Origin of the sequence: Gluconacetobacter azotocaptans (genome assembly GCF_014174355.1) — a bacterium.
Classification (GTDB): Bacteria; Pseudomonadota; Alphaproteobacteria; order Acetobacterales; family Acetobacteraceae; genus Gluconacetobacter; species Gluconacetobacter azotocaptans.
The window spans coordinates 76288-93305 of record NZ_JABEQF010000012.1 but is presented as its reverse complement, the minus strand read 5'-3'; the positions used below and the strand labels follow the sequence as shown (position 1 = coordinate 93305).

Below are 17018 nucleotides of genomic sequence, written 5' to 3'. Positions count from 1 at the left end.
CCCCGCCCCGCCGGCACGGCCGGACGGGCGCGAGGGCCTGCGCCCGGCCCCGGTGGCGCGGCCGCAGGGCTATCGCGGCGTGCGCCGGCCCGGCGCGCCGATGGTCCGGCCCGACACGATGGAGGAACCGGGGGTGACCACCGTCCTGCTGGTGTCGGTGGCGTTGCACCTGATCCTGCTGGCGGTGATGCTGCAAAGCGCACGGCACCATGCCGGCACGCCGTCGTCGCCCGAAAACCCGTCGGTCGAGATGATGTTCGCCCCGCCGGCCTCGAGCGGCCTGCAAGGCCGCAATTCGCCCGACCAGGCGGGCGGCTCCAGCGCGCGGCCCAGCAAGCCTACGCCGGATGTCCCGCAGCCCGACCAGCCCCAGCCCAGCGATTCGGCACCCTCGCCGACGGTGCCGACGCCCCAGACGCCGGCCGCGCCGCCGCTGCCGCGCACGCCCTCGGACCAGACGCTGCCCGACCAGCCCTCGACCGCGCCGCCCAACGCGGCGCCGCAGAGCCCCGGCCAGGCGAGCCAGGCCTCGCCCCGCCCGACGCCCCACACCACGCACCCGGCGCGGCCGCACGCGCCCCGGCACCAGCCGTCGCCCTTCGATTCGCCGATGGACCTGTCCTTCGCCCCGTCTCCCGGCCCGCAGCGGCAGCGGCGCGGCCGGGCCGGCGGGTCCGGCAGCCCGATCGACCTGTCGGTCGGCCCGACGGTGCGCAACGGGCAGTTGAACGTCCCCTATTCGACCCAGACCCAGATCAAGGGCGTCAGCGAGGATTACGGCGAGGAGATCGACCGCTGGATCCGCAGCCACATGTACTACCCCGAGGAGGCCGCCCGCGCCGGCGAAGACGGTGCATCGTCCGTCCATGTCGTGCTGGACCGCAGCGGGCGGGTGAAAGCGGTGCGCCTGACCGGGCAGTCCGGATCGTACTATCTGGACGCCGCCACGACGGGCATGTTCCACGGGGCGGAGCTTCCGCCGGTTCCGCCGGACATGGTCGGCAACCATTTCGATATCGACCTGACGATCAACTACATCCTGCTCCATCGTTGAAGGATCGGGGCCGGAGGGAGAAGACAGGCATGGCCGAGGACATGACGGCGATCCGCGATCGCGTCGGCACGGATTTCACGGCCTTCACCGACGCCGGCGACGCCGTGCGCCGGATTGCGGAGATCTATGAGTCCGGGGTGCGCGAACTGCGCGCGGCCTTCGCCGACCGGCGGCATGCCGGTGCCGGCACCGCGCCGACCTATCCCTACCTGGCCTTCCCGGTGGACCGTTCCCCCCCGCCCGAGGAAGCCCGCCCGCCGTTCGACGTGGTGCTGGAACCCGGCTTCTACGGCACGACGCTGACCCGGCCCGAACTGTTCCACGATTACTGGCACGAACAGATCGACATCCTGCTGCGCCATTACCGCCAGCCCGTCCTGGTGGGCCGGTCGCGGCGGCCGATTCCGCTGCCCTACGTGATGGAGGAAGCCGTCACCGCGATCACCGAGGACGATCTGCGGACATTGCAGCAGCATTTCGCGCTGCCCGACCTGCGCGCCACCGACGATTCCATCGCCAACTGCGCCTTCGTGCCCCAGCCGGACGCGCCCCGGCCCCTGGCCCTGTTCACGGCGGAACGGACCGATTATTCGCTGGCCCGGCTGCATCACTACACCGGCACGTCCCCCCGCCATGTCCAGCGCTTCATCCTGCTGACCAACTACCAGCGCTATGTCGACGCCTTCCGCGAATACGGCCGGGCGCAGGTTGACCTGGGCGGCGAGTACGACCGGTTCGTCGAACCGGGGGACCAGGTGCACCGCCGGCACGACCCGCCGGCGCCCCCCCATGCCGGCAGCCTGCCGCAGATGCCGGCCTACCATCTGTGCCGGCCGGACGGCGACGGCATCACGCTGGTCAATATCGGCGTCGGCCCGGCCAACGCCAAGACGATCACCGACCATCTGGCGGTGCTGCGCCCGCATTGCTGGCTGATGGTCGGGCATTGCGCCGGGCTGCGCCGGACGCAGCGGCTGGGCGACTACGTGCTGGCCCACGGCTATGTCCGCGACGACCATGTGCTGGACGACGACCTGCCCCCCTGGGTGCCGGTGCCGCCCATCGCCGAGGTGCAGGTGGCGTTGCAGGAGGTGACGGCCCGCGTGACCGGCCTGCGCGATTCGGAACTGAAGACCCGCCTGCGCACCGGCACCGTCATGACGACGGACAACCGGAACTGGGAATTGCGGCTGAACGAACTGTTCACCCAGATCAACATGTCGCGATCCATTGCCGTGGACATGGAATCCGCGACGATCGCCGCCAACGGTTTCCGCTTCCGGGTGCCGTACGGCACGCTGCTGTGCGTGTCCGACAAACCCTTGCATGGCGAACTGAAACTGCGCGGCATGGCGAACGCCTTCTACCGCGAACGCATCGCGCAGCACCTGACCGTCGGGGTCGAGACCATGCGCCTGCTGCGCGCGCAGGGGGTGGACCGGCTGCATTCGCGCAAGCTACGCGGGTTTGACGAACCGGCTTTCCGCTGATCCACCGCATCGGCCCGCCCAGGCCTTTCCGCCCTGCAAGGAATTTTTCGCGTGACAGCCACCCCGACGGCCCTGGCCACCCCCCCGGAAACGCCCGCCGCGACCCGCCCGACGATCCCGCCCACGATCCGCGTGGTGGCGATGCCCGCCGACGCCAATGCGGCGGGGGACATCTTCGGCGGCTGGCTGATGTCGCAGATGGATCTGGCGGCCGGCACGGCGGCGGCGCTGCGCGCGCGCGGGCGCTGCGTGACGGTGGCCATCGACAAGGTGGTCCTGCACCAGCCGGTGCTGATCGGCGACGAGGTCAGCCTTTATACCACCATCGTCCGCACCGGCCGGACGTCGATGTCGATCCGTGTGGAGACCTGGCGCCGCGCCCGGCATTCGCACGACACCACCAAGGTGACCGAAGGCGTCTTCACCTTCGTCGCGATCGACGACGACCGCCGCCCCCGCGCCCTGCCGCCGGAATCCGACCCCGTCTGACGGCGCGCCTTCAGGGGTCCCCGGCCACCCCGGGGCGCGGGACCAGGCGTGACCGCTCGTTTTCGGTCATCATGTCCGCCAGCGTGTAACGGTCCAGCACGGTCATGAAAGACCCCAGCGCCTCGGCCAGTACGCCCCGCAGCCGGCAGGCGTCGGCCAGCACGCATGTCCGGCCGGCAGACGTCTCGTCCGCCTGCATGCAGGCGACCAGCCCCATGTCTTCTTCCGTATAGCGGACCACATCCCCGATACGGATTTCGGCCGCCGGACGCGCCAGCCGCAGCCCCCCGTTCCGCCCACGCAGCGTTTCGATAAAGCCGCCAAGGCCAAGGCGGTGAATGATCTTGACCAGATGGTTTTCCGAGATCCCGTAAACCTGCGCGATCTCGCGGATCGAAGCCAGGCGATCGGTGTGAAGGCCCAGGTAGATCAGTGTCCTCAGGGCATAGTCGGTATGCAAGGTCAGCCGCATGTCAAAAAGATATGTGGAATTGACATCTTTTTCCAGCGGGATAAAAGATGTGCATAATTTACACCTTATAGGTTAACGATGGCTTCTCCTCTGGACGACAAGACCCGCTCCATCCTCAAGGCCTGCGTGCCCGCGCTGGAAGCGCACGGATTGGCCATCACGGCCGAAATGTACCGGCGTCTTCTGGTCAACCCGGAGATCCGCGACCTGTTCAACATGTCGCACCAGGCCGACGGCGCACAGCCAAAGGCCCTGGCGCTGGCCGTACTGGCCTATGCGCGCAACATCGATAACCTCGGCGCGTTAGGCGGCATGGTCGAGCGGATTGCCGAAAAGCATGTCGGCCTGAATATTCTGCCGGAACATTATCCGCATGTGGCGGACGCCCTGCTGGGGGCCATCGCACATGTCCTTGGAGAGGCCGCCACGCCCGAGATCATGGACGCATGGGGAAAGGCCTACTGGTTTCTGGCCGACATCCTGATCGGGCGGGAAGGGCAGATTTATGCCGCCCACGCCACGGCACCCGGCGGTTGGACAGGATGGCGCGCCTTTACCGTGCGGGGACGCACGCGGGAAAGCGAAACCGTCACGTCCTTTGAACTGATCCCGGCCGACGGCAAGCCGATCATGCGCCACCAGCCGGGCCAGTATCTGAGCTTCCGGCTGGATATACCTGGCCACGGCCCCCAGCGCCGCAATTACAGCATTTCCTCGGCTCCGGGGGCGGACGCCTACCGCATCAGTGTCCGGCGCGTCCGCGGCGGAGTCGTATCGGAATGGCTGCATGACAGCATGCAGGACGGCACCAGCCTGCTGGTGTCCGCCCCGGCAGGCGATTTTACGCTGGCCGACCCCACGCCGACCTCCGTCGTGCTGCTGAGCGCGGGGGTTGGGCTGACGCCCATGATCTCCATGCTGGGCGCCCTGACCACGGCAGAGCAGCCGACCCCCATCCGCTATATCCATGGCACCCGCTCCGCGCGGACCGAAGCCTTTGGCGCCTATATCCGCACCCTGTCGGCGCCGGGGCGGGTTCGCGGCGATGTCTTTTACAGCCGGCAGGCGCCCGCCGAGGACGAGCCGGCGGCAGCCCTGACCTGCCATGCCGGACGGATTACGCCCGCATGGCTGAAAACCCAGATCGACGGGAATGCCACCTATTACATCTGCGGTCCGGACGATTTCATGCGCGACATGGTGGCCGTGCTGAAGGAGGCCGGTCTGGCGAAAGAGCAGGTCCGTTATGAATTCTTTGGTTCGGCGGACAAGGAGATTCTGGTGACATGACGCGGCCCCTCACCATACGGGTCAGGCGCATCTATGACCCGCCTGAGGCCGGCGACGGCGCGCGCGTCCTGGTCGACCGCCTGTGGCCGCGCGGCGTCGGCAAGGACCGTGCGCATCTGACGCTGTGGCTGAAAGATGTCGCGCCATCCGGCGAATTACGCAAATGGTTTGGTCACGACCCGGCAAAATGGAACGACTTCCAGCAACGCTACCGTGCCGAACTGGATGCCAATGCATCGGCGGTGGGCCAGGTCATGACGCTCGCCAGGCAGGGGCCTGTTACCCTGCTCTATGCGGCGCGGGACACACAGCATAACGAGGCCGTTGTTCTGGCGGCCTACCTGCGCGGGCTGTAGGGCGCGCATGGCATGAGCGGATCATGAAGCGTGTTCAGGGATGTTCGGGGCCATTCGGGTCGTGGAAGGCGTCACGCAGGCGCCAGTGCGCGGGCAGCGTCTCCAGCAGGGCGGCCACACCTGCCAGGCGGGTCACGTAATCGCAGAGCGCCGCGCAATCGCCCGGTTTCCCCCAGCCCATGACCAGGAACAGAAGGGTGAGCGCATGCCGCCCGGCGGAGAACAGAACGGTCCCGGCGGATGCTTCGAACTTGTACATTGTCCGATCTTCCAGCTTTGGTTGAATGGCCCGCCGGGCAGGGCACCCCGATCCGCCATGCCGGGGCATGTCGCGACGGATCGGGGTGCCTGCCGCCGCCGGTTCACGCGGCGGCGTCGACGAGGACGATTTCAGCGTCTTCCAGGGCGGTGACGCGCAGCGTTTCGGTGCCGGTGACGGCCGCGCCATCGCGGGTGTTCACCCGCACGCCTTCGATCTCGACCACGCCGGTGGACGGCACGAGGTAGGCGTGGCGTTCGGTGCCCAGTGCATATTCCGCCGTCTGCCCGGCCTTCAGCGTCGCCCCCAGGACGCGCGCGTCGGTGCGGATGGGCAGCGCGTCGGCGTCGCTTTCATAGCCGGACGCCAGCGTGACGAAATGTCCGGCCCGGTTTTCCTTGGGGAACGGACGCGCGCCCCAGCTTGGCCCGCGGCCACGCTCGGTCGGGATGATCCAGATCTGGAAGATCTCGGTCGCACCGGGTTCGCGGTTGTATTCGCTGTGCGTGATGCCGCTGCCCGCGGACATGACCTGCACGTCGCCCGCTTCCGTACGGCCCTTGTTGCCCAGGTTGTCCTGATGCGTGATCGCGCCCTTCCGGACATAGGTGATGATTTCCATGTCGCGGTGCGGATGCGGGGGAAAGCCGGTGTTCGGCGCGATGGTGTCGTCGTTCCACACCCGCAGGGCGCCCCAGTGGACCCGCTCGGGATCGTGATAATCCGCGAACGAGAAATGATGTTTCGCCTTCAGCCAGCCGTGATCGGCCCCGCCCAGGCTTGCAAAGGATCTGACGTCTATCATGTGATGCCTCCCGGCCACTCTTGGCCTTTTCCGAAACAAGAGATAGAACGCTGCTAAGCGTCTTAAAATGGAAATGACGGAAACACATCAGTTCTGGGAATGACATGGCGAGACTGCCTGACCTCGAAGCCTGGGCGATCTTCGCCAAGGTGGTGGAAGTACGCTCCTTCGCGGGGGCCGCGGAGGCGCTTCAGCTCTCCAAGCCCACGGTGTCCAAGGCCATCACGCGCCTGGAACAGCGGATGGGCACGTCGCTGCTCAGCCGCACTTCGCGCCAGCTTGGCCTGACGGAAGCGGGGCGGGCGGCGATCGACCGCGCGAACCGCATCCTCGCCGAAGGGGAGATGGTGGAGGCCGAAGCGCAGGACGGGACGGTGCGGCCGCGCGGGCTGGTGCGGATTGCGGCGCCGATGTCCTTCGGCGTCATGCATCTGGCGCCGGTCCTGCCGGAATTTCTGGCGCGTTATCCCGAAGTCGAGGTGGCGATCGATTTCAGCGACGAGGTGATCGACCTGGTGGGCGGGGGCTATGACGTGGCGCTGCGGATCGCGTCGCTGACCGATTCATCGCTGCGCGCGCGCAGGCTGTGCGCAGTACGGCGCCCGCTTGTGGCGGCCCCGTCCTATCTGGAGGCGCACGGGCGCCCCCTGCATCCGCGCGACCTGGAACATCATCCGGGCTTTATCTACACGAATGTCGCCGTGCCGGGGCAATTGCGCCTGCATCACGCGACGGACGGCACCTATGTGGTGACGCCGCCCGCGCGCCTGCGGGCCAACAATTCCGAGGCCTTCGTGCCCGCCCTGCTGGCCGGGCTGGGCCTGTCGGTGTTTCCCGAATTCATGATCTGGCGCGAACTCGCGGCCGGGCGGCTGGAGGAAGTGCTGCCGGAGTGGAGCATTTCCCCGATCGCCCTGCATCTGGTGACGCCGCCCGGGCAATTGCGGCCCGCGCGCGTGTCCGTCCTGCTTGATTATCTGGCCGGATGTTTCGCGACGGCGCCCTGGGCCCGCGCCCAGCCAGGGGATGCCGCCGACGTCGGCATCCCGCAGGTGTGAAGGGGGCTGTTACGGCGCCGCATGCGCGGTGATGTCGATATCGACGCCCGCTTCAAGCGCCACCCACTGGCCGCTGGCCCATGGCCCCTGCCCTACGCCGAAACTGGAGCGGATCAGGTCGAGATGCCCCTTGGCATGGGCGACATTGCCCGTGATGTCGAGCGTGAAGGGCAGTGTTTCCGGATGACTGATGCCCCGGATCGTCAGCATCCCGTGGGCTTCGTAGGTGTTGCCGCCCCTGGGCTGGAACCCGTTGGCCTCGAAGGTCGCTTTCGGGAATTTTGCGGCATCGAACCAGTCGGCGCCGGGCATGGCCTCGTCGCGCTGCGCGTCGCCGGTGGCGGCGCTGGCGATGTCGATCGCAACCAGCGCGTGGCCGGCGTCCGGATGGGCGGGATCGAAGCGGATGGTGCCGCCGAAATTCTTGAAATGACCGGTGAATTTCGCACCGGTCTGCGTGCCGCTGAAGCCGAGCGTGCTGTGGGCCGGATCGATCGTCCAGTCGGCGGCCAGGGCCGGAACGCTGGGGCCGAGCAGGGCCGCGCCCAGCAGGGCGGCCTTCAGATATGTGGGAGTGGACATTGGAAAAACCCTGTCAGGCTATGGGGCGGCGGCCGGGCAGCATCTGGCGCAGCACGCCGTCCTTCAGGATGAAATGATGGCGCAGGGCTGCGGCGACATGCAGCGCGATGACCGCCGTCAGCACCCATGCGCTCCAGTGATGCAGCGTTTTCAGGATAGCTTCGACCGGCGCCTTGTCGTGCAGGGTGGCCAGGACCGGCAGATGCGGCCACGGCAGGATGCCGTAGAGAACGGTCGGGATATTGAACACCGACGCCGAAACCAGCGCCCAGCCGCTGAGCGGCAACAGGATCTGCAAGCCGTACAGCAGCCCATGCGTGCCGTGCGCGGCCTGGCGTTCGATTTCGGGCATCGCGGCAGGCAGGGCGGGCGCCTTGTGGAACAGCCGCCAGCCGATGCGCAGCACGACGGCCAGCATCACGGTGATGCCGATCGATTTATGCAGCTGGTAAAGCTGGAACAGCCGCATCGGCGGCAGGGACAGATGGTCCATGACCAGGCCCATGCCGATCAGGGTCAGGATTCCGGCGGCGATCACCCAATGCAGGGTGATCGCGACCGGATCGTAGCGGCCGGTCGTGCCGGCCTTGTCGGGATTGGCCGGCATGACGCACTCAGTCCTGACGCTCGAAGGCGCCCGCGATGCGCAGCTCGACCGCGTCGCCGACATACGGGACATACATCTTCACGCCGAAATCGCTGCGTTTGATGGTGCCGGTCGCCTCGAAGCCCACGGTGTATTTCTTGTCCAGCGGGTTCACGCCCGCGCCGATGAAGCGCACCTGCAGCGTCTCGGGCCGGGTGACGCCGTGCAGCGACAGGGTGCCGGACACGGTGGCGCGGCCCTTGCCGGTGACCGTCACCTTGGTCGAGGTGAAGGTCGCATTGGCGAACTGCGCGGCATCGAACCACTGCGCGCCCTTGAGTTCCTCATCCAGCTTCGCGCTGGTGGTCTGCACCGAGGCGATGGGGATGATGACGTTCAGCGTCGACGCCGAGGGGGTCTTCGGGTCCAGCGTCAGCGTGCCGGACACGTTGGAGAACACGCCCGAATAGTTGGTGAAGCCGAAATGCAGCAGCGAGAAGCCGACCTGCGTGTGGCCAGGTTCGACCTGATAGGTGCCGCCCTGCACGTCGGCGGGCGCGGCGGTGGTCTGCGCCGACGCCGGCTGGCCGGCGATGGCGACGAGAATGGCGGCCACGGTGGCGGTGGTCGCAAGGGTGCGTGTCATGTTCGGTAATCCTTGTGGAATATCTTGAGGAATTCAGTCGGACAGCTTGGACGCGATCTGCGCCACGTGCTGGCCGAGAAAGCGCGCGCCATCCAGTTCGTTGGTGCTGACTGCGCGCGATCCGTCGCCGGCCGCGATCGTCGTGGCGCCGTAGGGCGCGCCGCCGGTGATTTCGTCGAGGCGCATCTGGCCCTGGAAGCTGTAGGGCAGGCCGCTGATGACCAGGCCGTGATGCAGCAGGTTGGTGATGACCGAGAACAGGGTCGTTTCCTGCCCGCCATGCTGCACCGCCGTCGAGGTGAAGGCCGCCCCCACCTTGCCGACCAGCGCGCCCTTGAACCACAGCCCGCCCGTCTGGTCCCAGAAGCTGGCCATCTGCGACGCCATGCGGCCGAAGCGGGTCGGCGTACCGACGATGATCGCGTCATAGGCTTCGAGGTCGGCCGGGGTCGCGACCGGTGCGCTCTGGTCCAGCTTGAAATGATTCGCCCGGGCGACGTCTTCCGGCACCGTCTCGGGCACGCGCTTGACGTCGGCCTGCGCGCCGGCGGCGCGGGCGCCTTCCGCCACGGCTTCGGCCATCGTCTCGATATGGCCGTAGGTGGAGTAATAAAGAACCAGAACCTTGGTCATTTCTCTATCCTGTTCTGCAACAGCGGCGGGCGACGTGCGCCAGCTGCTGACAGAACAAGTGGTAGCCGAGCACCGAAGGCCCGAAAACGACAATGAAAGAAACAAACCGTTGCCAAATTTTTACCCCGAGCGGGCTCTGGCAATTTTGGGGGCATTCGGGACTTTGCCCCGACGACCGGGTTTCCAAAGGGCGATGCCCTTTGGGGCGGTTCAGGGCAGTGCCCTGAAACGGCGCTTCCCGTCCGGCCTCGCCGTCACGGGAAGCGCCGCGGATGACGCGCGTTACGACGCGTCGTCCTCATCTTCCTCGTCGTCTTCGAAAACCGGCTCGACCGTTATCGTGGCGGTGTCTCCGGCCCGAAGATCCCGGGCGGCCTGCTCCGCCTCGTCCTCGGTCTCATACAGCTTGCCTTCGTCCGGATCGTCGCTCCACTCGTTTTCCGGATCCCAGAACTCGACCTCATCGTCGCCGCATTCCCGCACCACGAGATAGCCGACGATCGCCTCGCCTTCGTCACACATAGCGTCCCCCTTGCTTATGGACCGTGGACGTATGGAGCATGGCCGCAAAAAAGAAAGAGGCCGCGACGAAAATAGTGGCCCCGGCGTTTCAGCCTGCGGCGTTCCGGGGCACCGCGAAGACGCACAGCCGTCCGAACCGGGCGGCCGATGCCGGGTGCGGATCGGGCTGGGCGCAGCCGTCGACGACATAGCCGATGCCCTGTCCGGCGGCATAGCGCAGGCGTTCAGGCAGCGTCTTCAGGGCCTTCACCTCGGTCAACCGGGTTCGCCACGTCGCGTAATACGCGGGGGCCCACATCACCGCCGCCCCATAAGGCGAGAACACCCATGCCTGCCGATGCGAAAAATAGGCGAAGACCGAGCCCCCTTCGGCAAGCGCGTTCTGCACGCCGTCGTTCGGGGCAAACAGCACCGTCCCCCGCGTCGTGCCGGCCGGGACGAGGAACACGCTCTGCACCGGGGTGTGGGTCCGGGCCCACGATCCCAGGGCCTGCCAGTCGCCTCGCCACTCGGCGACGGTCCGGCTCCATTTCGCGGCATGGTAGATGCGCGCCCCATTGAACAGAGCCACCATCAACAGAAGAGCCGGGCCTGCATAGGCCAGCCACGGCGCGGCATTGCACCATCGCGCGGTCGTGGCCGGCCACAGCCGCCGCGACAGCAGCAGCAACAGGGCCAGGGGCATCGCGATACTGAACGTGCAGGACAGCATGATCAGGGACGGCGCCCACACGGAACGATCGGACCCATTGCGGGAAAAACACCAGCGGGTCGCCAGGGCCGCGATCGCGATCGCGGCCAGCAGGTGGATCGTGCTGCCCGAACGCAGCAGGTGCAGGTCCAGCAGCACGCGGGCGTGCGTGATATAAGGCAGCACGACACCCGCGACCCAGACCACGGCCGCGCCGCCGAGCGCCGGCGCCAGAAACGCGTCGGGCGCCCGCAACATCTGCACGGCCAGCATCCCGCAGCAGAAAACGACCGCGAGCAGCCCGATTTCCCGCAAAGGGTCGCTCCATATCAGAAAATGATACGGAAAGAACGACTCTAGAAACGCGACATAATCGAATCCGGGCGCGACCTTGGTATACGGATCGGCTTCGACATCGCGCACCACAGGCTCGGCCAGAATCGCAAAAATGGCCAGGCCCGCGAGCGCCCGTACCAGCAACCCACGCCACGTCCACCTGCCCTGCCACCACTGCGCCAGGATGATCAGGCCCAGTGGGACCGCCGTCCAGACGGCGACGAAGGCGTTGAGGAAGAACGTCACGCCGTTCATGGCGAAGGCGGTGGTCACCCTGCCACGCGCGGCCCAGGCAAGCGCCAGCAGGGTGGTCCCGTTCGCGACCTCGGAATGCGTGAAGCTGGTGATCAGCAGGCCGCCGACGCCCGCGTTCGAAAATCCGTTGAGGGTGGACGACAGCGCGACAAGCGCGATGAACGCCAGTCGCTCCCTGTCGCTCTCGATCCCCAGCAGGCTGGCCCATGACAGCATGCCGGCAAACAGGATCATCCGCGACAGAAGCTGGAACACGAACAGGAGCACGTAGATTTCGGGACCATCCATCCGGCCGGACAGAAGCTGCCAGAAGCCGGACGCATAGAACCGCAGGCTCTGGATGAACGGATCGTTGGAAAATTGCGGCTCGTGATAAAGACCGCCGAGGATCGGCAACTGATAGAAATTATTCTCCTCGCCGGCGGAATAGCCGGACAGGATCAGGGAAAACAGCGCACCGAACGAGACAAGCGCGAAACCCGTGCGCCAGTTCGCAACATGGTGCGTACGCGCCATGCCCATACGCGGCATCCGCAGGGACTCGGTCATGTCAGTTTCGCGATCCAAAGAGTGGATTCGGGACTCGGGGGACAGGCTTTCACAACGCTCGTTTCCCTGCGCATGGCTGCCCTCGTCTGGATGACCGGGGAACGAACATGTCGCGATGAAAAAAGTTTCATGTGCGCCGACAAAACGCCTGCGGGGCGCCCCGCAGGAGGATGAAACGAGTCGTTTCGCCGTAATATCTTGCGCGATTGGAAACCGGTGGGGCTTATCGGCATTGACACCCATTATATGTCCGATAGCGGCCTGATGCGCCGCGCGAGGGTGCATTCTGCTGATCGGATCATGGCGTGGTATGACCCCCCTGCCCTGTGATGCGGCAGGATAGGAATGCCACGGACGGGGATGGACCGTTTCACGGGAAACATCCGACCCCGATGAACGTGGTTTCAGGAGGCCAGTCGAGGCAATCGTGGACGCAGGATATCGCGATCCGTCAGAAATATTCCACGGCACTGTAAATATTAACGTTTCATATTTCATATCTACATACGAAAAATTATCGAACGCGGCGCAAAAAAAAGATCACAAACAAAATACATGTATCCTTTCCAAAAGGAGGTGTGACATGCAAATAATTATTGCGCTTTCATTTTTGGCAATTTTATCCATATTTATTAATATATGGGTTCCGCTGTATACAGTAAAACCCATTCTGTTTTTGGCCGATTTCCGCGATTGTTACTACGCTGCGGTCGATGCCGTGCTGCACCGGGGGAAAGACGCGTTAATTCCGTTCATGATGAACAGGAAGTTCGTCAATCTTCCAATAGATGTCTATCTGTTTGCGCCTTTTCCATATCTTGGCCCCGTGGGGGCCGAAATTGCGTTTTGCACGCTGGGCATGCTGGCGATCGTCGCATCCTTTCTGATCCTGTCGAAGGGCTGCGACGCAAGGACCAGGACAATTCTGGCCCTGGCCTTCGTATGCAACGGGCCGTTGTGGTACAGCCTGCTCGACATGGGCAATACGACGCATTTCATACTTCTGCTGCTTATTGTCAGCCTTGGCCTGCTGCAACGGAAGAAGATGTATTCCACCGGTCTTCTGATCGGGTTTTGCGCCACCATCAAGCCGATGATTTCGATATTCCTCGTCTATTTCCTCTGGAGACGGAACTGGCGCGCAGCCGCCTCGTGCGCCGCGGTCGCCGCGGTCACGGTCGTATCGTCCCTGGCCGTGTTCGGTTGGCATATGACATACGGGTGGTACGAATGGTGCATTGTCCAATACTCGCGGCAGACGATCGGCGCGTTCAATAACCAGTCCATCAATGCGTTCCTGCTGCGGATGGCGACGGGGTCGAAATATATCTATGACTGGTACCTGCACGACCAGCCCTTCCCCACGGCCATCGTATCCAAGATCATGTCGATATCCCTGCTGGCGCTCGTCGTGTTCTCAAGCTTCAGGTGGCGGGCCAGAAACGCCGGATACGCGGACGGCAGGTCCGATATGTCGGATGCATTCGATTTTTCCCTGCTGATCGCGTTCTGTATCCTCACCAGCCCGGTCTCGTGGACGCATTACTACCTGCTTCTGCTGCTGCCCTGGAGCCTCTACATCACCGGGCGGCTGCCGCTTCCAGGCGGCCCGCTTACGGACAGGATGGTGGTGTGCGGCATGGTCCTCTGTTCGCTGCCCGCCGCTTATCCCACCGTCCTGGCCGGTCGCGTCGGCTTCATCTGCACGCGTACCCTTGCCTCGGCGTGGCTGATCGGTGCGTTCGTGTTCCTGCTGGCGCTGTTTCGCAGCAGCCTGCTTGTGCCGTCCAAATGGCGCGTGCCCAACGGCATCGGCACCAGGAAGACCGAAGATGCGCTGGGTGCCACGGCCCGGATGTGAAAGGCCCGTCGCGGCACAGGCGATGTGCCGCGATCGTGACAGCGGGGGGCGCTGCGCCGGGCGGATGCCGGCACCACATCTGTTCGCGGAACAAGGAGGGTGCCATGTCATCCAAAGGCCATACCCACAAGCACACGCCAGGCCGGCACAAACCCCCACATTATGGCGCGGCCCATTACGCCAAGGCGTCGGGCCGGTCCGGTACCGAGCGGATGCTGGATCTGCACGAGCCGCCGGCGACGGGCCAGACCGTGAAGCCGGGCACCACGAAGGCCAAATAGGCAGGGGGCAAGGCCGGCCCGCGTGGCCGGTCGGCCCCGATCCGGCCGATGGGCCGGGACAGGGTTGGATCGCACTCCGCCCGGGTCCCGATGCCGAATGCGCACGCGAATTTCGGGGACAGGCTGGCCGTCAGCCTGGTCCGGGCGACTTTGTTCTGGTCCTCAGGGTGCGTAGCGTGCCCGACAGGCCCTGGATGATCTGCACCACAAGGTGCAGGCGTCTGTGCGCCTCTTCGGGCGGATGCCTGTCCAGGCGGGCGCAGAGGCCCTCGACCCGTCTTTCCAATGCTGAAAGACGCGCGTCCATGCCGGCCGAGTCGCTTCGATCATGTTGCACCGGTCCCCTCCATGATTTTCCATGATCCGGCCCGGCCAGGGGACGGGATCGAAAAGCAACGACGGGCATCCGGTCGGTTTTGGCAACCGCTGCCGTTCTACCTACAGTAGAATCGGTCAAGCTTGCAATATTATTACGCGATCTGGCGGGCGGTTGCCCGCCGGGCAGCTTTGTCAGGTTCCGGCGCAATCGCCACCCCCGGGAACGGCCAGGTTTGCCGCATTCCCGATCTCATGCCGCCGCCCCCCGGCGTGTCGTCACACCCCGAAAGCGGCGGGCGGTCATCACGGTCGTTCAGCTGTTGCTGCCGAAGGTCGTCCGGGTGGATTCGAACAGGAACCAGGTGCGGCGTTCGGTTTCGTCGATCCAGTTCTCGATCAGGCTGGCGGTGGCGACGTCGCCGCCCTCGTCGCATACCCCGTGCAGCTGGCGCAGCCGCGCGGTCAGCGCCAGATTGTCTTCCCGCAGTTCGGACAGCATGTCCTCCGGCGTCACATACAGCGCGTCATTGTCGGCCACCTTCGTCAGCCGGGCGATTTCGCCCACCGAGTGCAGGGTGGTGCCGCCGATCTTGCGCGCCCGCTCGGCCAGCGGATCGGTCATCGCGAAGATCTGGTCGCCATGCTCGTCCAGCAGCAGGTGGTAGTCGCGGAAATGCCGGCCGCTCATGTGCCAGTGGAAGTTCTTCGTCTTGATATACAGCGCGAAGACATCCGCCAGGACGGCGCGAATGCCGGCCGCAATGTCGTGCACCGCGGCCTGCTTCAGGTCCGTCGGCGTCCCCAGGTGCGACCGCACCTCCGCCTCGCCCGCCGTGGTGGTCTTTGCCTTGTTGGTCATGCTGCTCTCCTTGCCTGCAAGCGGGTAGCGGGCGACACCCTCTGCCCACATCGCGTGGACTGAGCCTCACAACGAACAGGCGAAAGCCGCGTTCCCGCATGGCACGATCCCGAGCGGCGCAACGCCTGCCGCGCCGGGGTCCCGCAAGGGGGCGAGAGCGGGATCGACGGACCAGCCGCGCAACCCCATCGGCACGCCTCCGCGCATTCGTGCTAGGCTGCCGCGCATGGAAACAAAGAAGCCTGTGCCGCGCGCAATCCTCGTCGGCATTCAACTCGATGGCGTTGACGACGTCGCACACGAAGCGAGCCTCAAGGAGCTTGGCCGACTGGTGGAGACCCTTGGCTACGAGGTCACGGGGTCGGTGTCGCAAAAGCGCGGCGGTATTGGCGGGCTGACGGTGCTGGGCAGTGGAAAGCTGGCCGAGCTGGCGGCGATCACCGGCGGGACCGGAGTCGTGGGCGGATGGACGGCGCCCCAGAAATCGAAGGCACGCCAGCGCTTCGAGAGTGCCGAGGCGACACTTCCGGAGGCGCCCGAACCGGAACCGGAGGGCGCACGCCGGCCGGAATTCGTCATCGTCGATCATGAGATCTCGCCCAGCCAGGCGCGCAATCTCGAGAACGCCACCGGCGCGCAGGTTCTGGACCGGACGGGCGTGATCGTGGAGATCTTCCATCGCCATGCCCGCAGCCGCGAGGCCAGGCTGCAGGTGGAGATGGCACGCCTGAAATACGTGGCGCCACGGCTGCGGGAGTCCGCGTCGGGCAGCGAACGCAAGCGCGGCGTGGGCGCGGGGGAAAGCGACCTCGACCTGGATCGCCGCAACATTCGCGATCGCCTGGCCGAGCTGAAGGAGCAGCTGGCCAACGTCCAGCGCGACAGCGAGCAGCGCCGGACCGCACGCCGCGACCAGCTTCGCGTCGCACTGGTGGGGTACACGAACGCCGGAAAATCGTCGCTGATGCGGGCACTCACCGGCAGCGAAGTGCTGGTCGCGGACCAGCTCTTCGCCACGCTCGACACGACGGTGCGCGCGCTGAAGCCGGACGCGAAGCCGCGCGTGCTGATTTCGGACACGGTGGGGTTCATCAAGCAGTTGCCGCATGACCTCGTCGCCTCGTTCAAATCCACGCTGGACGAGGCGCTGGAGGCGTCGCTGCTGCTGTTCGTGGTCGATGCGTCCGACCCGACCTATGAAGCGCAGCTCGAGGTCAGCCGCGCGGTGCTGCACGAGATCGGCGCCGATGTCGTCCCTTCGCGCCTGATCCTCAACAAGATCGACCGGGTGGATGCCGAGGGGCGTGCCGCCCTGCTGGCCAGGCACCCGGACGCCATCATGCTGTCCTCGAAATCGCCGGCCGATGTGGCGGCGCTGCGCGAGACCATCATCGCATTCTTCGAGGCGTCCATGGTGGAGGGCGAGTTGGTGCTGCCTTACGCCCGGCAAGGGCTGCTGGGCGACATCTACGAAAGCACCCGGGTCCTGTCCGAGGATTTCGACGCCACGGGCCGGATCCTGAAGGTACGCGGCCTGCCCGGTGCAATCGCGCGCCTGCAACGCGCCGTTGCCGGGGGGTGACGACAGGGGTACCCGGTGACATGGAAAAGGAAGGTCGGGCGCTG

The 17018-nt window shown here is 65.7% G+C and carries 19 protein-coding genes; 9 read left to right on the top strand and 10 right to left on the bottom strand.

Annotated elements, in window-relative coordinates:
- The 3 genes from HLH34_RS14425 to HLH34_RS14415 form a co-directional block, all read left to right on the top strand.
- Positions 1–1054, top strand: a 1054-nt coding sequence (locus tag HLH34_RS14425; RefSeq protein WP_244959979.1) for an energy transducer TonB, incomplete at its 5' end; no start/stop codon positions are given.
- A gap of 29 nt (positions 1055–1083) precedes the next feature.
- Entirely contained in the window at positions 1084–2544 is a 1461-nt protein-coding gene (locus tag HLH34_RS14420) for an AMP nucleosidase (protein WP_183120277.1), read from the top strand.
- 141 nt (positions 2545–2685) lie between these two features.
- Positions 2686–3033, top strand: a complete 348-nt coding sequence (locus HLH34_RS14415) for an acyl-CoA thioesterase (RefSeq protein WP_183120286.1) — start codon at positions 2686–2688, stop codon at positions 3031–3033.
- Between the two features lie 10 nt (positions 3034–3043).
- Here HLH34_RS14415 and HLH34_RS14410 read toward each other — a convergent pair whose 3' ends face one another.
- Positions 3044–3505 (bottom strand): Rrf2 family transcriptional regulator, encoded by a 462-nt coding sequence (locus HLH34_RS14410; protein WP_183120276.1) that lies wholly within the window; start codon positions 3503–3505, stop codon positions 3044–3046.
- A gap of 78 nt (positions 3506–3583) precedes the next feature.
- Between HLH34_RS14410 and hmpA the strand changes: the two genes are divergently transcribed.
- Entirely contained in the window at positions 3584–4795 is a 1212-nt protein-coding gene (gene hmpA, locus HLH34_RS14405; RefSeq protein WP_183120275.1) for an NO-inducible flavohemoprotein, read from the top strand.
- Positions 4792–5151 carry a DUF488 domain-containing protein gene (locus tag HLH34_RS14400; protein WP_183120274.1) on the top strand — a complete coding sequence of 120 codons (360 nt, stop codon included), beginning with the start codon at positions 4792–4794 and terminating at the stop codon, positions 5149–5151. The genes hmpA and HLH34_RS14400 overlap by 4 nt, the downstream gene beginning before the upstream one ends.
- A 34-nt stretch (positions 5152–5185) precedes the next feature.
- Here HLH34_RS14400 and HLH34_RS14395 read toward each other — a convergent pair whose 3' ends face one another.
- On the bottom strand, positions 5186–5410 hold the full coding sequence (locus HLH34_RS14395; protein WP_183120273.1) for a hypothetical protein: 225 nt from the start codon (positions 5408–5410) through the stop codon (positions 5186–5188).
- A gap of 103 nt (positions 5411–5513) precedes the next feature.
- A complete protein-coding gene (locus HLH34_RS14390) occupies positions 5514–6215 on the bottom strand; it encodes a pirin family protein (protein WP_183120272.1) in 702 nt (233 codons plus the stop codon).
- Between the two features lie 104 nt (positions 6216–6319).
- On the opposite strand from HLH34_RS14390, the gene HLH34_RS14385 reads away from it, so the two are divergent.
- Complete coding sequence (locus tag HLH34_RS14385) at positions 6320–7273, top strand: LysR family transcriptional regulator (RefSeq protein WP_183120271.1); 954 nt, start codon at positions 6320–6322, stop codon at positions 7271–7273.
- 9 nt (positions 7274–7282) lie between these two features.
- Here HLH34_RS14385 and HLH34_RS14380 read toward each other — a convergent pair whose 3' ends face one another.
- The 6 genes from HLH34_RS14380 to HLH34_RS14355 form a co-directional block, all read right to left on the bottom strand.
- On the bottom strand, positions 7283–7855 hold the full coding sequence (locus HLH34_RS14380) for a YceI family protein (RefSeq protein ID WP_183120270.1): 573 nt from the start codon (positions 7853–7855) through the stop codon (positions 7283–7285).
- A gap of 13 nt (positions 7856–7868) precedes the next feature.
- Positions 7869–8462 (bottom strand): cytochrome b, encoded by a 594-nt coding sequence (locus HLH34_RS14375; protein WP_183120269.1) that lies wholly within the window; start codon positions 8460–8462, stop codon positions 7869–7871.
- 7 nt (positions 8463–8469) lie between these two features.
- Complete coding sequence (locus HLH34_RS14370; RefSeq protein ID WP_183120268.1) at positions 8470–9087, bottom strand: YceI family protein; 618 nt, start codon at positions 9085–9087, stop codon at positions 8470–8472.
- A 33-nt stretch (positions 9088–9120) separates the two neighbouring features.
- Complete coding sequence (wrbA, locus tag HLH34_RS14365; RefSeq protein WP_183120267.1) at positions 9121–9720, bottom strand: NAD(P)H:quinone oxidoreductase; 600 nt, start codon at positions 9718–9720, stop codon at positions 9121–9123.
- A 282-nt stretch (positions 9721–10002) separates the two neighbouring features.
- Positions 10003–10242: a hypothetical protein gene (locus HLH34_RS14360; RefSeq protein WP_183120266.1), complete on the bottom strand. Its 240-nt coding sequence runs from the start codon at positions 10240–10242 to the stop codon at positions 10003–10005.
- Positions 10243–10330: 88 nt separating this feature from the next.
- Positions 10331–12073: a hypothetical protein gene (locus HLH34_RS14355; protein ID WP_183120265.1), complete on the bottom strand. Its 1743-nt coding sequence runs from the start codon at positions 12071–12073 to the stop codon at positions 10331–10333.
- 427 nt (positions 12074–12500) lie between these two features.
- Between HLH34_RS14355 and HLH34_RS14350 the strand changes: the two genes are divergently transcribed.
- Both HLH34_RS14350 and HLH34_RS14345 read left to right on the top strand, forming a co-directional pair.
- Complete coding sequence (locus HLH34_RS14350) at positions 12501–13934, top strand: glycosyltransferase family 87 protein (RefSeq protein ID WP_264784572.1); 1434 nt, start codon at positions 12501–12503, stop codon at positions 13932–13934.
- A 104-nt stretch (positions 13935–14038) separates the two neighbouring features.
- Positions 14039–14215: a hypothetical protein gene (locus HLH34_RS14345; RefSeq protein ID WP_183120264.1), complete on the top strand. Its 177-nt coding sequence runs from the start codon at positions 14039–14041 to the stop codon at positions 14213–14215.
- 631 nt (positions 14216–14846) lie between these two features.
- Here HLH34_RS14345 and HLH34_RS14340 read toward each other — a convergent pair.
- Positions 14847–15392 carry a Dps family protein gene (locus HLH34_RS14340; protein ID WP_183120263.1) on the bottom strand — a complete coding sequence of 182 codons (546 nt, stop codon included), beginning with the start codon at positions 15390–15392 and terminating at the stop codon, positions 14847–14849.
- Positions 15393–15618: 226 nt separating this feature from the next.
- Between HLH34_RS14340 and hflX the strand changes: the two genes are divergently transcribed.
- Positions 15619–16974 carry a GTPase HflX gene (gene hflX / locus HLH34_RS14335; RefSeq protein ID WP_183120262.1) on the top strand — a complete coding sequence of 452 codons (1356 nt, stop codon included), beginning with the start codon at positions 15619–15621 and terminating at the stop codon, positions 16972–16974.
- Positions 16975–17018 lie beyond the last annotated feature (44 nt).

Coding starts and splice junctions, on each gene's coding strand:
- HLH34_RS14340 (WP_183120263.1), bottom strand. CDS start 15,392: ATGACCAACAAGGCAAAGACCACCACGGCGGGCGAGGCGGAGGTGCGG.
- HLH34_RS14370 (WP_183120268.1), bottom strand. CDS start 9,087: ATGACACGCACCCTTGCGACCACCGCCACCGTGGCCGCCATTCTCGTC.
- HLH34_RS14400 (WP_183120274.1), top strand. CDS start 4,792: ATGACGCGGCCCCTCACCATACGGGTCAGGCGCATCTATGACCCGCCT.
- HLH34_RS14385 (WP_183120271.1), top strand. CDS start 6,320: ATGGCGAGACTGCCTGACCTCGAAGCCTGGGCGATCTTCGCCAAGGTG.
- HLH34_RS14420 (WP_183120277.1), top strand. CDS start 1,084: ATGGCCGAGGACATGACGGCGATCCGCGATCGCGTCGGCACGGATTTC.
- HLH34_RS14360 (WP_183120266.1), bottom strand. CDS start 10,242: ATGTGTGACGAAGGCGAGGCGATCGTCGGCTATCTCGTGGTGCGGGAA.
- HLH34_RS14345 (WP_183120264.1), top strand. CDS start 14,039: ATGTCATCCAAAGGCCATACCCACAAGCACACGCCAGGCCGGCACAAA.
- hmpA (WP_183120275.1), top strand. CDS start 3,584: ATGGCTTCTCCTCTGGACGACAAGACCCGCTCCATCCTCAAGGCCTGC.
- HLH34_RS14375 (WP_183120269.1), bottom strand. CDS start 8,462: ATGCCGGCCAATCCCGACAAGGCCGGCACGACCGGCCGCTACGATCCG.
- wrbA (WP_183120267.1), bottom strand. CDS start 9,720: ATGACCAAGGTTCTGGTTCTTTATTACTCCACCTACGGCCATATCGAG.
- HLH34_RS14410 (WP_183120276.1), bottom strand. CDS start 3,505: ATGCGGCTGACCTTGCATACCGACTATGCCCTGAGGACACTGATCTAC.
- HLH34_RS14380 (WP_183120270.1), bottom strand. CDS start 7,855: ATGTCCACTCCCACATATCTGAAGGCCGCCCTGCTGGGCGCGGCCCTG.
- HLH34_RS14415 (WP_183120286.1), top strand. CDS start 2,686: ATGCCCGCCGACGCCAATGCGGCGGGGGACATCTTCGGCGGCTGGCTG.
- hflX (WP_183120262.1), top strand. CDS start 15,619: ATGGAAACAAAGAAGCCTGTGCCGCGCGCAATCCTCGTCGGCATTCAA.
- HLH34_RS14355 (WP_183120265.1), bottom strand. CDS start 12,073: ATGACCGAGTCCCTGCGGATGCCGCGTATGGGCATGGCGCGTACGCAC.
- HLH34_RS14390 (WP_183120272.1), bottom strand. CDS start 6,215: ATGATAGACGTCAGATCCTTTGCAAGCCTGGGCGGGGCCGATCACGGC.
- HLH34_RS14395 (WP_183120273.1), bottom strand. CDS start 5,410: ATGTACAAGTTCGAAGCATCCGCCGGGACCGTTCTGTTCTCCGCCGGG.